This is a genomic window from Mycobacterium malmoense (assembly GCF_019645855.1).
GTDB lineage: Bacteria > Actinomycetota > Actinomycetes > Mycobacteriales > Mycobacteriaceae > Mycobacterium > Mycobacterium malmoense.
Map to the genome: position 1 here is coordinate 2,475,342 of NZ_CP080999.1, position 13,349 is coordinate 2,488,690.

Here is a 13,349-nt window from a genome sequence, read left to right on the forward strand (position 1 = left end):
ATGTTTGATTTGAGCTTCGCGCCAAGTTACCCCGCGGGCGAGATGACCGCGATGACCAGCATGACCGACATGGTCGCGGCGCCCGCGTGGGTGACGCTACTGGGCTGGATTGTCACCGGAGTTGGGGTGCTGATCGCCGGTGGCATCCTCGTCGACGTCTATGTGGGCGGCTACCGCCAGCCGATGTGGGCCATGGAGCTGGTCTGGGCGATCACCGCGGTCTACGCCGGCCCCCTGGCGCTGTGGGCCTACTGCCGCTGGGGCCGGCCGAGTACCCGAAAATGGCAGCGGCTGCACGGGTCCGTACCCCAATGGGGGCTGCCGGTAACGGCCGTGGTCCAGACCATCCCGGGCGGGGCCGCCTCGTTCACTGGTCATCTCATCGCCATACCGATCGTGATGTCGGCCGGGCTGACGATCGGCGGCAGGGCTGTGTGGCCGATGATCTTGCTCATCGCGGCGTTCGCACTGCCACTGCTGACGGCCTTCGAGTGGCGCTCGCTGTCGCTGGCCGGTCAGGTCGCTTCCCCGCGCCGGCGCCTGGGTTTGGCGGTACGGATTTCCGTGCTGGCGGTGGCCGCTTTCGACCTCGGCATGGGCGCGGCCATGTTGCTCGTGGCTTTCGTGTTGGGATATGCCCACACGTCAATCGCGTTCTGGCTCGTCATGTGGGGCGGAATGCTGCTGGGTTTTGTCACCGCCTACCCGATGGTCTGGTGGCTGTTGGCCCGAGACCGCGAAGCCCCTCACGCCACCCGGTACCGCTCGGCGTCACGGTGTTTGAAGTCCAGTCCTAGCCCGGGCCGATACTGATCCGGCCGCAACGCGCCGCCATCGGGGGCCAGTGCACCGTCGAACAGCATGCGTTCGATGCGGTGGTGGTCGTGAAAGTACTCCAGGTGCCGCAGGTTTGGGACCGCGGCGGCGACGTGGGCGTGCAGGTTCGGGGCGCAGTGCCCGGAAACGTCGACGTTGCGCGCGGCGGCCAATGCCGCGGCGCGCAGCCAGTCGGTGATGCCGCCGCAGCGGCTGACGTCGACTTGCAGGCAGTCGACCGCCCCGGCGGCCAGCATCCGGTCGAAATAGGCCAGGTCGTAACCGTATTCACCGGCCGCGACGTCCGGCGTCACCTGGTCGCGGACTTCCCGTAACCCGGCGAGGTCGTCGGAGGAGACGGGTTCCTCGAACCAGGTGACGTCGTGCTCGGCCATGGCGTGGGCGACCCGGATCGCCTGCTTGCGGCGGTAACCGCCGTTGGCGTCGACGTACAGTTCGGTGTCGGGCCCGATCACCTTGCGCGCGAAGGCGATCCGGTCCAGGTCGCGACGCACCTCGGAGCCCCATGACTCGCCGATCTTGATTTTCACGCGGGGGATATTCCACTCGTCGACCCAGCGTTCGAGTTGGGCGCGGGCGGTGCGGTCATCGTAGGTGGTGAAGCCGCCGCTGCCGTAGATCGGCACCTCCGGATGCGCCACGCCGAGCAACCGGCACACCGGCACGTCCAGGAGTTTGCCCTTGAGGTCCCACAGCGCGGTGTCGATTGCAGAGATCGCGCAGGACACCAGGCCCGGGCGCCCGCTGTTACGGATCGCCCTGACCATCGAGTCCCATACGCCGGTGATATCGAGGGCGCTGCGTCCGGTCACCGCGGAGGCGAGCGGACCGGTGATCAGCCGGCGGCAAGCCCCCGCGGCATAGGTGTAGCCGGTCCCGCGTCGGCCGCCACCCACCGCCTCAACGAGGATCAGCGTCGTCGACGACCAGTCGAGGGTACCGTCGGCTTCCGGTGCGTCCGTGGGGATTTCGTAGACCTGCGCGGTGACCTCGTCGATGCGAGCGTCCAGGTCGGTGGGCCTCCTTGTCACGTCAACGTGCCCGCCGACGGGCCAGCAGCGCACCCAGTCCCAGACTTAGCGCGCTCGTCCCGCTGACAACGGGATGGTGGGACGCCCACATTTGCGGGCTGTGCGCGTGCGACCGGTCGTCGAACCCGCCGTGGGCGCCGTGGTCGGTGCCGGGCTCGTGGTCTAGCGGCCGCCACAGGTTGTGCGGCCGTTGACGGTCGACGCGTTCGCCGGTCTGCTGCGAATCGTATCCGGTGCGGCCGAGGTAACGGTCCAGCAGCGGGGCGACGAACTTCTGCGCGAGCAGCGTGACCGCGGTGCTGTCACCAACCCAATATTGTTTGCGCTCCGGATGATCGGCGGCGTGGACGACGCCGCGGGCGGCGACCTTGGGCTGGTAGATCGGCGGCACCGGCTGGGGATGCCGCGGCAGGCGGGAGAGCACCCAGGAAAACTGCGGCGTGTTGACCGCGGGCATCTGCACCAGGGTGATGCGCACCTTCGAACGCTCATGCAGCAGCTCGCAGCGTACCGATTCGGTGAACCCGTTGATGGCGTGCTTGGCGCCGCAGTAGGCGGACTGCAGCGGGATGGATCGCTCGCCGAGCGCCGAGCCGACCTGCACGATGGTGCCGCGATCACGTGGCCGCATTTTCGCCAGCGCCGCCATGGTGCCGTGCACGAACCCGAGGTAAGACACCTCGGTCACGCGCTTGAATTCCTCGGCGCTGATTTCGCTGAAGGGCGCGAACACGGAAGTGAACGCGACATTGACCCAGGTGTCGATGGGCCCGAATGCGGCTTCGGCCTCGTCGGCGGCGGCGGCCACGGCCGGATAGTCGGCCACGTCGGTCGGGATGGCCAGCGCCTTGCCGCCGCCGGATTCGACGTCGCGGGCAGCGCCGTCCAGCCCGGCGGCGCCGCGGGCGAGCAGCACGACATTCGCGCCGCGCTGCCCGAATAGTTGAGCGGCGGCGCGACCGATGCCGGCGCTGGCTCCGGTGATCACCACTGTCCGTGTCATCAGGGGGTGCCTTTCGTTCGGTGCGGCGGTCAGTCGTGGTGGGCCGCGTCCTCGGTGAGGGTGGCCGTGCATTCCAGCAGCAAGGCGTGCGCGAACGCTTGCGGCAGGTTGCCGCGAAGCTGGCGCTGCCTAATGTCGTATTCCTCGCAAAACAGGCCGGGAGGCCCGCAGGCGGCGCGGTTGCGCTCGAACCAGCGCATCGCGCAACGGGCGTGGCCTATCTGGTGTTCGGCCAGGGCCATCATGAATCCGCACAGCAAGAAGGCTCCTTCGGCGTCGCCGAGGGCACGCTCGTCGTGGCGGAAGCGGTAGACGAACCCGTCATGGCTGAGCTGGTCGCGAACGGCGTCGATGGTGGCGCGGGTGCGGAGGTCGGTGGCGGGCAGGGCGCCGCGCACGGGTGGCAGCAGGAGCGACGCGTCGACCCCGGCCAGCCACGGGCTGCGTTGCCAGTATCCGCCCCGCGGATGCAGGCTGCTGGCGCCGGTGTCGGCGAGGATCGCGTCGGCCAGGAACTCGCAGGCGGCAACCTCCGGGCCGGCGCCCGCCAGCTCGGCGATGCCGCGTAGCCCGGCCACACAGGCCAGCCGGGATTGCGTCCAGTGCTGCTCGTCGATTTCCCAGATCCCGGCGTCTGGGTCCCGCCAGCGCTTGTCGATGGCGCTGATGGCGGCCTGCGCGGCGCGCCATCCCTGGGCGTCGAGCCGGTCGGCGCGTCCGGCCTCGGCCAGCAGCTGCAGCGCCTCGCCCAGGACGTCGAGCTGGAACTGCTGATCGACCCGGTTGCCGAGCTTGTCGGTGCCGCCGGGGTAGCCGGGCAAGTCGAGGGTTTCTTCGCTGGGCACGCGACCACCGGTGACGGTGTAGGCGGGTTTGAGGTTCGGGCCGTCCTCGAGGAGCCGGGCACCGACGAACCCGACGGCGCGATCGAGCAGCTCGGTCGCCCCGGCGGCCGCGGCTCCCATGCCGGCATAAACCTGGTCCCGGATCCAGGCGTAGCGGTAGTCGTAGTTCTGGTTGGTGTGCGCGCGTTCGGGCAGGCCCATGGTGGCGGCGGCGACCATGCCGCCACTGGCGCTGGTCAGCCCGCGCAGCACCGCGTAGGCGTGGCGCCCGTCGCGGGCGGCGATCGCGCAATTCAGCTCCGGCACGCTGCGCCGCCACGCCGCCGCCGTGGCATCCCAGGCGATGCCGGGGTCGGGCGGGCGACCGGGCAGCGCGCGCTCGGACAACTCCAGCACGAGATCGCGCTGCTGGCCCTCGTCGACGGTGATGTCACAGGTGAGCAGTTCACTTCCGTCGCGCGCCGACCGCGCGGTGCGCGCATCGGGGCCGCCCGACCACCGCCACCGCAACGGCCCGGAGATGCCGCTCCACACCCCGTCGTCGAAGGACGGCCGGCCCGGGCCATGGCGACCGAACCCGGCGTTCGGCTGCAGCAGCACCCGCAGCCGTGCCGTGCCGCGGCAGCCCATGATGCGCCGCAGCAGCACCACCCGGTCGGGCTCGCCCGGAAAGGCAAGCGCCTCACGGCATTCCACGGTGCCGTCGTGCGTGACCCACCGGCTGTGCCAGATCAGAGTGCCCGGCTCGTAAAAGCCGCCCCACACGTGCCGCACCTCGGTCGGAGTGATCGCGTAGACCCCGCCGCCCCCGATCAGGCTGGAGAAGACGGCGTCGGAATCCCAGCGCGGCGCGCACATCCAGGTGACCTCGCCCTGCGGCCCGATCAACGCGCCGCGCTCCCCGTCGGCAAGCAGCGCGTACTCGCGCAGCACCCGCGGCGGGAAGGCCGCCTCGACGTCGATCGTCTCGTCAGCCACGGGCCCATTTCTTCGCCGCGCGTCCCGCACGGCTCGCGCTGGTCCGCGACGCCATGGTCGTCAACGCCGGATTGGTACCGCCAATGCTTGGCAATGTCTTTCCGATCCGTGGCTGGCTAGGGGTTGTTCGGGTATCTACCCGGATTCCCCCGCGTTAACCGCTCCATGCCGGGGATGCCTTTTCCATGTCGGTGGCAGGTCCAATGCCGAATACACGGTCGATACGGTGAACCGCTCCGCCGCCGACTTTGAAACCGTCTTTTACAGGCTATCGACGTCAGCCTGGATATCTTTGATCCTGCGAACCAGACGCACCCACGGCTCGGCCACCGCACGAGTGAAGCCATAGTGCTCATAGAAGCCGACAGCCTCATCGTCGGCGGCGTCAACCACCAGGTACCGGGCGGTTACAGTCCGCGTGGCCGACAACATGCGTTGGTAGGCGTCGAAAAGCAGCTGCCCGCCCAGGCCCCGGCCATGGAGACTGCTGTCCAGGGCGAGTTTCCCGAGCAGGACCGCCGGAATCCGCTCCGGCATGCCGCGCGCGAGACGCCGCGGCAGGTCTGCGGCCACAATCTCGTGTGCCGATAGCGTGAAATACGCCAGCACCGTGGCGTCGCCTTCTTCCGTCCACACGAACACCTGGGCCGTGCGCTTAGCCTGGGCAGTTTTCGCGTGCCGGGTGAGCCATTCATTGAGCGTCGGCTGTCCGCAGTCGAACACCCCAACGAAATGCGGTTCGCCGTACGTCGCGCAGACGAACACGACCCGACTCAGCCGTGCCGGGAAACCCGCGGCGAGCGCGCGATCCGTCGCATCGCCGCGTTGGGACGCGGTGGCTCGGACAGCGCATTAAACATTGCGTCGAAGAACTCAGCGGACAGCGTCGTCTGCCGGGATAGCACGGATTCCGCTCGTTCCTCGGCCGCGGACAGCACGAACTCGGTCAGTGTCTGATGCTCCATCTCCGCCGCACAACGCAACCGCGCCTGGGCATCGGCGCGAACTCTGAAATGGAGCCGTTCGGTGCTAGCCATATCGATCACCTCGTGCGCCAATTGTACATACAGCAGGTACGGTCGCCGTTCGAGATGAGTTCTCCGATGGTGCCGCTGTGCACCTCCACCCGACCACGACGAATCACCGCCCTGCTAACCGCCCGCTGGCAAACACCCTGATCAAAACCCGCAAGCATGGTGATGTGCCATGATGTGCACGCTGTCAAGATTCAGGGAGCAGCGGTGGATCTCAACTTTTCGATGGTCACGCGACCGGTCGAGCGTCTGGTCGCGACTGCCCAGAACGGGCTGGAGGTCTTGCGGCTCGGGGGATTGGAAACCGGCAGCGTCCCGTCGCCGTCCCAGATCGTCGAGAGCGTCCCGATGTACAAGCTCCGGCGGTATTTCCCACCGGACAGCCGTCCCGGACACGCGCCGGTGGGCCCACCGGTGTTGATGGTGCACCCGATGATGATGTCGGCGGACATGTGGGACGTCACCCGCGAGGACGGCGCGGTGGGGATCCTGCACGCCAATGGGCTGGATCCGTGGGTCATCGACTTCGGCTCGCCCGACAAGGTCGAAGGCGGCATGCGCCGCAACCTGGCCGACCACATCGTCGCGCTCAGCCAAGCGATCGACACGGTGAAGGACGAAACCGGCAACGACGTGCACCTGGTGGGCTACTCGCAGGGCGGGATGTTCTGCTACCAGGCCGCGGCATATCGGCGTTCGAAGAACCTCGCCAGCATCGTGGCGTTCGGCTCCCCGGTGGACACCCTGGCCGCGTTGCCGATGGGCGTCCCGGCGAACCTCGGGGCGGCCGCCGCGAATTTCATGGCCGATCACGTGTTCAGCCGACTGGCCATCCCAAGTTGGTTGGCGCGCACCGGTTTTCAGATGATGGACCCGCTTAAGACCGCCAAGGCCCGGGTGGACTTCGTGCGCCAGTTGCACGACCGGGAGGCCCTGCTGCCGCGCGAGCAGCAGCGCAGGTTCCTCGAGTCCGAAGGCTGGATCGCGTGGTCGGGCCCGGCGATCTCGGAGTTGCTCAAGCAGTTCATCGCGCACAACCGCATGATGACCGGCGGTTTCGCCATCAACGGGCAGATGGTCACCCTCACCGATATCACCTGCCCGGTGCTGGCCTTCGTCGGCGAGGTCGACGACATCGGGCAGCCGGCGTCGGTGCGCGGCATCCGGCGGGCGGCGCCGAACGCCGAGGTCTACGAATGCCTCGTCCGCACGGGGCATTTCGGCCTGGTCGTCGGATCCAAAGCGGCAAGGGAGAGCTGGCCCACCGTCGCCGCATGGGTGCGATGGCTCTCCGCCGGCGGCGACAAGCCTGACGGCATCGACGTGATGGCCGACCAGCCGGCCGAGCACACCGACAGCGGCGTCGCCTTCAGCTCTCGGCTCGCGCACGGCATCGGGGAGGTCTCCGGGGCGGCGCTGGGGGCGGTGCGCGGCACGGCCAACGCGGTCGTCGCGGCCAACAAATCCATGCGCAACCTGGCCGTGGAGACGGTCCGCACGCTGCCGCGACTGGTCCGGCTGGGACAGATCAACGATCACACCCGCATCTCGCTGGGCCGCATCATCGACGAACAGGCACACGACGCCCCGCAGGGCGAATTCCTCCTGTTCGACGGGCGCGTGCACACCTACGAGGCCGTGAATCGGCGCATCAACAACGTCGTTCGCGGACTGATCGAAGTCGGGGTACGGCAGGGCGACCGCGTGGGCGTCTTGATGGAGACGCGGCCCAGCGCGCTGGTCGCCATCGCCGCGCTGTCGCGGCTGGGCGCCGTCGCCGTCGTGATGCGGCCCGACGCCGACCTGGCCGCGTCGGTCCGGCTCGGTGGGGTAAGCGAGATCCTGACCGATCCCACCAACCTCGAGGCGGCACGCCAACTGCCGGGGCAGGTGCTGGTGCTCGGCGGCGGTGAGTCGCGCGATCTGCACCTGCCCGAGGACGCGTCTGAGCAGGCCCACGTCATCGACATGGAGCAGATCGACCCCGACGCCGTCAAGCTGCCCGCGTGGTACCGGCCCAATCCGGGGTTGGCCCGCGATCTGGCGTTCATCGCGTTCAGCGCGGCGAGCGGCGAACTGGTGGCCAAGCAGATCACCAACTACCGGTGGGCGGTGTCGGCCTTCGGGACCGCGTCGACCGCCGCCCTGGACCGCCGCGACACCGTGTACTGCCTGACGCCGCTGCACCACGAGTCCGCGTTGCTGGTCAGCCTGGGCGGCGCGGTCGTCGGCGGCACCCGCATCGCGCTGTCACGGGGCCTGCAGCCCGACCGGTTCGTCCAGGAGGTGCGGCAGTACGGCGTCACGGTGGTGTCCTACACCTGGGCCATGCTCCGCGAGGTCCTCGATGATCCGGGCGATCCCGCCTTCGTGCTGCACGGCAACCACCCGGTGCGCCTGTTCATCGGCTCGGGCATGCCTACCGGATTGTGGGAACGGGTCCTCGACGCGTTCGCGCCCGCCCACGTCGTCGAGTTCTTCGCCACCACCGACGGACAGGCGGTGCTGGCCAACGTTTCCGGCGCCAAGGTCGGCAGCAAGGGCCGCCCGCTGCCCGGCGTGGGGCGGGTCGTGCTCGGTGCCTACGACGCCGAGCAGGACCTGATCCTGGAGGACGACCGCGGTTTCGTGCAGATCGCCGAGCCCAACCAGGTCGGGCTGCTGCTCGCCGCGTCCAAAGGGCCGATCGATCCGACGGCGTCGGTCAAACGGGGCGTCTTCGCTCCCGCGGACACCTGGATATCGACCGAGTATCTCTTCTACCGCGACGCGGACGGTGACTACTGGCTGGCGGGCCGGCGCGGTTCGGTGGTCCACACCGCGCGTGGACTGGTGTTTGTCGAGCCGGTCACCGACGCGCTGGGTCGCGTCAACGGTGTCGACCTCGCCGTGACCTACAACGTGCCGGTGGGTGACCGGCAGGTCGCGGTGTCGGCGGTGACGCTGCTGCCTGGAGCCTCCATCACCGCGGCCGACTTGACCGAGGCCGTCGCCAACATCCCGATCGGAGTAGGACCTGACATCGTGCACGTGTGCCGGGAGATGACGCTGAGCGCAACCTATCGTCCCACCGTCAGCGCGCTGCGGGCCGCCGGGATTCCCAAGCCGGGCCGCCAGGCGTGGTACTTCGACGCCGGCAGCACCCAGTTCCGCCGGCTGACCCCGGCGGTGCGGTCCGAGCTGAGCGGCGCGCGGTAATGCTCGACGATTCGCTGCTGAGCATCCTGGTATGCCCCGCCGACCGGGGCCCGTTGCTGCTGGTCTCCCAGGAAAGCGGGGCCGAGTTGCTCTACAACCCGCGGCTGCGGCGCGCCTACCGCATCGAGGACGGCATCCCGGTGCTGCTGATCGACGAGGCCCGCGACGTCGACGACGACGAGCACGCCCGGCTCATGGCGCGGGCACGTCCGGCAGATCCCCGGTGAGGTAGCGCTGCAGATTCGGCGCGATGGTCCGGGCGATCCGCTCGGCCGGCAGCGACGCGAACGGCTCCAACTCCAGGATGTAGCGCGCCATCACCACGCCCACCAGCTGCGACGCGACGAACTGGACGCGGACGGGTCCGCTGCCCGGCGGATTGTCCACGCGCGGGCCCACTTCGGCGGCGATCACGTCCTGGATGAACGAACGGAAGAGGTTGACCTCCGTGCCGGCCAGGATCGAGCGGATCGTGGCGATCATCCCGGCTCCGATCTCGGAGTCCCACAGCGGCAACAACATTGACGGGATTGTGTAGCCGAGTTCCTCGACGGGCGCTTCGCGCAATGGGCCGATGACGTCCATCGGGTCGATCGGGACGCGAACGGCCGCGGCGAACAGCTTTTCCTTGGTGCCGAAGTAGTGATGCACCAGCGCCGAATCGACGCCCGCGTCGGCGGCCACGGCGCGTATCGACGTATTGCCAATCCCGTTGCGTGCAAACAGCTTCCGTGCGCTGGCCAGGATCCGGTCCCGGGTATCGGAGCTCCCGGCCGGCCGGCCGGGCCGCCTGTTGGTCGCCGTCACTGGGACCCTCCGTGGCGACCCGTCCCCCGCAAGCGGGTGGTGCCCCCAGCGCCCGGCTGCGCCGCGCTTGCGATGGCCACTACGGCGTCCGTCGCCGCAGCGTCGCCGCGGCCAGGCACAGCGCGGCGATCGCGAAACCGGACACGACGACGATGTCGCGCACCGCGACGGAGGTCAACTGCGGATGCGCACCCACCTGCCGCAACGCCTCCAGCGCGTAGCTGGCCGGCAGCACGTTGCTGATCCACTGCAGCCAGTGGGCCATCGATGGCCGTGGCACGATGATGCCGGCCAGCAGCAGCTGAGGAACCATGACCAGCGGAATGAACTGCACGGCCTGAAACTCGGTGCGGGCGAACGCGCTACAGAGCAGGCCCAGGCCGACGCCCAGCACGGCGTTGACGATCGCGATCACGAACACCCACACCGGGCTGCCCGCGGTGTCGAAGCCGAGCAGCCAAAACGACACGACGCACGCCACAATGGCTTGCGCCGCGGCGGCGATCGAGAACGCGGTGCCGTAGGCGATCAGCAGGTCGAGCCGTCGTAGCGGAGTGGTCAGGATGCGCTCCAGCGTCCCTGAGGCCCGTTCGCGCTGCATGGTGATGGACGTGATGATGAACATCACGAAAAGCGGGAACAGGCCCAGCAGGATCAGGCAGGCGTTGTTGAATGGCGCCTGCGTGCCCGGGCGGTGCGGGACATTTTCGAACATGAAGTACATCAGCGTGATGACCAGGATCGGCACCAGCAGGATCAGCGCCACGCTGCGGTGATCGGCGGCCAGCTGACGCAGGATTCGTGCTGTGGTCGCGGTGTAACCCTGCAGCGCTAGCCGGCTTGCGGCGTGGTGCTGCGCCTGATGATGGACAGAAACGCGTCCTCCAGTGACGTGCATCCGGTGTCCTCTCGTAGTCGGGTCGGGGTGGTGTGCGCGACCAAGCGGCCCGCGCGCATCAGCAACAGGTCGCCGCAATGGTCGGCTTCGTCCATGACATGGCTGGAGACCAGCAGCGTGGTCCCGCCGCGGGCAAGGTCGGCGAACTGCTCCCAAAGGTTCGCCCGCAGCACGGGGTCCAGGCCCACCGTCGGTTCGTCGAGCACGAGCAGCTCGGGCTGGCAGACCAACGCGCACGCCAGCGACACCCGGGTGCGCTCACCCCCGGAGAGGTTGCCGCAGAAGGCGGCGCGGTGATCGGCCAACCCGACCCGCTCGATGGCGACGTCGGCGGCGTGGCCGTCGAATCCATAGAGCGAGGCGAAGTAGCGGACGTTGTCGACGATCCTCAGGTCGTTGTAGATCGTCGCGTCCTGCGGCATGTATCCGACCCGACGGCGCAGTGCCGGGCTTCCGGCCGGCCGGCCCAGTACCGTAACGGTGCCCTTGGAGCGGCCGGCCACGATCTGGGTGCCGACGATGCACCGCATCAGCGTGGTCTTGCCGCAGCCGGACGGACCGAGCAGGCCGGTGATGGTGCCCCGGGCCATTCGCACCGAGAAGTCATGCAGCGCGGGGTGTTTGAAGCGGACCACGCGCAGGTGCTCGATGCTGACGGCGGCCTCGCACCCCTCCGACAATAATTCATCACTTGATGAACTCATCATAGGATGAATATCCGCTCCCGGTTCGGGGTTGTCAAGGGCCGGGGCGGCGCAGCGGCAGATGCCCGTGCACGCCTTCGGCATAGGCGGTTTCGGCGTGCTGGGTGAGGTCGACGCCGTTGGTCTCGTCTTCGGGGCTGAGCCGGAAACCGATCACCCGGTCGATCAACTTCGCGAGAAGGTACGACATCGTGAACGCATAGAGCGCGACGGCGACGATCGCGAGCGCCTGTTTGCCCAGCTGGGCGACGCCGCCCCCGTAGAAGAGGCCCCGGGGACCCGACGTCATGACCGTCGTGGCAAACAGCCCGATCAAGGACACGCCGACGACACCGCCGACGAAGTGCACACCGACCACATCAAGCGAATCGTCGTAGTTGAGACGGAATTTCGCGCTGACCGCGAACGAGCACACGATGCCGGCCGCGATGCCGACGACCGCCGCGCCGAGCGTGTTGACGGTTCCGCACGACGGGGTGATGGCGACGAGGCCGGCCACCACGCCGGAGGCCGCGCCGAACGTGGTGGGCCGGCCGTCGCGGATCTGTTCGACCGATAACCAGCCGAGCATGCCCAGGCAGCCGGCGACGAGCGTGTTGAGGAAGATGGCCGCGGCAGTTCCGTTGGCGGCCAGGGCGGAACCGGCGTTGAACCCGAACCAGCCGAACCAGAGCAGCCCGACACCGAGCAACACCAGCGGCAGATTGTGCGGCCGCATGGCGTCCTTCTTGAAGCCGATGCGGGGCCCGAGCACCAGCGCCAGGGCCAGGGCGGACGAGCCGGAGACGATCTCGACGACGAGACCGCCCGCGTAGTCGAGCACCCCTAACTTCGCCAGCCAGCCGCCGGGTCCCCACACCCAATGCGCGACAACCGAATACACGACGACCGACCACAGCGAGACGAACGCCATCCACGCCGCGAACTTGGCGCGGTCGGCGATCGCACCGCTCACCAGCGCCGCCGTGATGATCGCGAACGTCAACTGGAACGTGGCATAGAGCAGTTCGGGAACCGCGCCGTGGACGGTGTCGGGGCCGATGCCGAGCATCCCGATGTGTCTGAGGTTGCCGATAAGCCCGCCCGCCCCGTCCTCGGAGAACGCGACGGTGTAGCCGACCAACAGCCACGCCACCGTGACCAGCGGTATGGCGATGAAGCTCATCATGATCATGTTGAGCACCCCGGTGATGCGGACCATGCCGCCGTAGAAGATCGCCAGGCCGGGGGTCATCAGCAGGACCAGTGCGGTGCTGGCCAGCAGCCACGCCGTGGCGGCAGGGTCGATCGCATGCATCGTGTGGGCTCCTTCGTGCGCCCTGGGGGTCCCGGGACACCGGGATACTGCCATGTTTGGGCTGCCGGTAGGTTCGGTTGGTGCAATCGGGCCGAGACGCGGCCGCGGGCCAGCTGTCAGTCGATCCGGTCGCGGCCGCGCATCGACTGCTCGGCGCCACCCTCACCGGCCGGGGCGTGCGCGCCGTCGTCGTCGAAGTCGAGGCCTACGGCGGCGTCCCCGACGGTCCCTGGCCGGACGCCGCGGCCCACTCCTACCGCGGCCGCAACGGCCGCAACGCCGTGATGTTCGGGCCGCCCGGGCGGCTGTACACCTACCGCAGCCACGGGATCCACGTCTGCGCCAACGTCTCGTGCGGACCCGACGGGACCGCCGCGGCCGTCCTGCTGCGCGCCGCGGCCCTGGAGGACGGCACCGACGTCACGCGGGCCCGCCGCGGCGAGCTGGTCCGCACCGCCGCGCTGGCGCGCGGCCCGGGAAACCTGTGCTCAGCATTGGGAATCACCATGGCCGACAACGGAGTTGACCTGTTCGGCCCGGACAGTCCGGTGACGCTCGAACTCAACGCCCCGCTGATCGCCGCGTCCGGTCCCCGCGTTGGGATCAGCCAGGCCGCCGACCGGCCCTGGCGATTGTGGCTTGCGGGCCACCCGGAGGTTTCGGCGTACCGGCGAAGTCCGCGGGCGCCCGCGCCCGGGACCAGCGACTAGAGTTTTG

Annotated in this window: 13 protein-coding genes; 4 read left to right on the forward strand and 9 right to left on the reverse strand. The window is 68.8% G+C overall.

All coding sequences use genetic code 11. The features are described 5' to 3' along the window. Positions 1-813, forward strand: a complete 813-nt coding sequence (locus tag K3U93_RS11450; protein ID WP_230981637.1) for a DUF4396 domain-containing protein — start codon at positions 1-3, stop codon at positions 811-813. Here the strand turns inward: K3U93_RS11450 and K3U93_RS11455 are convergent. The 5 genes from K3U93_RS11455 to K3U93_RS11475 form a co-directional block, all read right to left on the reverse strand. After that, positions 747-1,868, reverse strand: a complete 1,122-nt coding sequence (locus tag K3U93_RS11455) for an enolase C-terminal domain-like protein (protein WP_083009825.1) — start codon at positions 1,866-1,868, stop codon at positions 747-749. The two genes, K3U93_RS11450 and K3U93_RS11455, sit on opposite strands and share 67 nt — an antisense overlap. Position 1,869: 1 nt before the next feature. Further along, on the reverse strand, positions 1,870-2,871 hold the full coding sequence (locus tag K3U93_RS11460) for an SDR family oxidoreductase (RefSeq protein WP_083009791.1): 1,002 nt from the start codon (positions 2,869-2,871) through the stop codon (positions 1,870-1,872). Positions 2,872-2,900: 29 nt separating this feature from the next. Beyond that, positions 2,901-4,694: a glycoside hydrolase family 15 protein gene (locus K3U93_RS11465; protein ID WP_083009790.1), complete on the reverse strand. Its 1,794-nt coding sequence runs from the start codon at positions 4,692-4,694 to the stop codon at positions 2,901-2,903. Between the two features lie 261 nt (positions 4,695-4,955). Continuing rightward, positions 4,956-5,459: a GNAT family N-acetyltransferase gene (locus K3U93_RS11470; protein WP_083009789.1), complete on the reverse strand. Its 504-nt coding sequence runs from the start codon at positions 5,457-5,459 to the stop codon at positions 4,956-4,958. An 8-nt stretch (positions 5,460-5,467) separates the two neighbouring features. After that, the gene (locus tag K3U93_RS11475; RefSeq protein WP_071509118.1) at positions 5,468-5,731 is read right to left on the reverse strand and encodes a type II toxin-antitoxin system TacA family antitoxin; all 264 of its coding nucleotides are present in this window, start codon (positions 5,729-5,731) and stop codon (positions 5,468-5,470) included. Between the two features lie 204 nt (positions 5,732-5,935). Here K3U93_RS11475 and K3U93_RS11480 point away from each other — a divergent pair, with 204 nt between their 5' ends. Both K3U93_RS11480 and K3U93_RS11485 read left to right on the forward strand, forming a co-directional pair. After that, positions 5,936-8,926: an acyl-CoA synthetase gene (locus tag K3U93_RS11480; RefSeq protein WP_083009824.1), complete on the forward strand. Its 2,991-nt coding sequence runs from the start codon at positions 5,936-5,938 to the stop codon at positions 8,924-8,926. Continuing rightward, complete coding sequence (locus K3U93_RS11485; RefSeq protein WP_083009788.1) at positions 8,926-9,153, forward strand: Trm112 family protein; 228 nt, start codon at positions 8,926-8,928, stop codon at positions 9,151-9,153. Before K3U93_RS11480 ends, K3U93_RS11485 begins: the two co-directional genes overlap by 1 nt. On the opposite strand, the gene K3U93_RS11490 is transcribed toward K3U93_RS11485, so the two are convergent. The 4 genes from K3U93_RS11490 to K3U93_RS11505 all read right to left on the reverse strand — a co-directional run bounded on the left by K3U93_RS11490 (position 9,119) and on the right by K3U93_RS11505 (position 12,632). Then, complete coding sequence (locus K3U93_RS11490) at positions 9,119-9,733, reverse strand: TetR/AcrR family transcriptional regulator (RefSeq protein ID WP_083009787.1); 615 nt, start codon at positions 9,731-9,733, stop codon at positions 9,119-9,121. The genes K3U93_RS11485 and K3U93_RS11490 overlap by 35 nt on opposite strands. Before the next feature lie 79 nt (positions 9,734-9,812). Continuing rightward, positions 9,813-10,562, reverse strand: coding sequence for an ABC transporter permease (locus tag K3U93_RS11495; RefSeq protein WP_230981674.1), 750 nt, complete (start codon positions 10,560-10,562; stop codon positions 9,813-9,815). A 2-nt stretch (positions 10,563-10,564) separates the two neighbouring features. After that, positions 10,565-11,338, reverse strand: coding sequence for an ABC transporter ATP-binding protein (locus tag K3U93_RS11500; RefSeq protein WP_083009786.1), 774 nt, complete (start codon positions 11,336-11,338; stop codon positions 10,565-10,567). Positions 11,339-11,369: 31 nt separating this feature from the next. After that, entirely contained in the window at positions 11,370-12,632 is a 1,263-nt protein-coding gene (locus tag K3U93_RS11505) for an ammonium transporter (RefSeq protein ID WP_083009785.1), read from the reverse strand. Positions 12,633-12,712: 80 nt separating this feature from the next. Between K3U93_RS11505 and K3U93_RS11510 the strand changes: the two genes are divergently transcribed. After that, the gene (locus tag K3U93_RS11510; RefSeq protein WP_420915390.1) at positions 12,713-13,342 is read left to right on the forward strand and encodes a DNA-3-methyladenine glycosylase; all 630 of its coding nucleotides are present in this window, start codon (positions 12,713-12,715) and stop codon (positions 13,340-13,342) included. Positions 13,343-13,349: the final 7 nt, after the last annotated feature.

What these genes read in the sequence shown, in the direction of transcription:
- K3U93_RS11500 (WP_083009786.1), bottom strand. Translation starts at nt 11,338, where the DNA reads ATGATGAGTTCATCAAGTGATGAATTATTGTCGGAGGGGTGCGAGGCC.
- K3U93_RS11460 (WP_083009791.1), bottom strand. Translation starts at nt 2,871, where the DNA reads ATGACACGGACAGTGGTGATCACCGGAGCCAGCGCCGGCATCGGTCGC.
- K3U93_RS11475 (WP_071509118.1), bottom strand. Translation starts at nt 5,731, where the DNA reads ATGGCTAGCACCGAACGGCTCCATTTCAGAGTTCGCGCCGATGCCCAG.
- K3U93_RS11505 (WP_083009785.1), bottom strand. Translation starts at nt 12,632, where the DNA reads ATGCATGCGATCGACCCTGCCGCCACGGCGTGGCTGCTGGCCAGCACC.
- K3U93_RS11485 (WP_083009788.1), top strand. Translation starts at nt 8,926, where the DNA reads ATGCTCGACGATTCGCTGCTGAGCATCCTGGTATGCCCCGCCGACCGG.
- K3U93_RS11450 (WP_230981637.1), top strand. Translation starts at nt 1, where the DNA reads ATGTTTGATTTGAGCTTCGCGCCAAGTTACCCCGCGGGCGAGATGACC.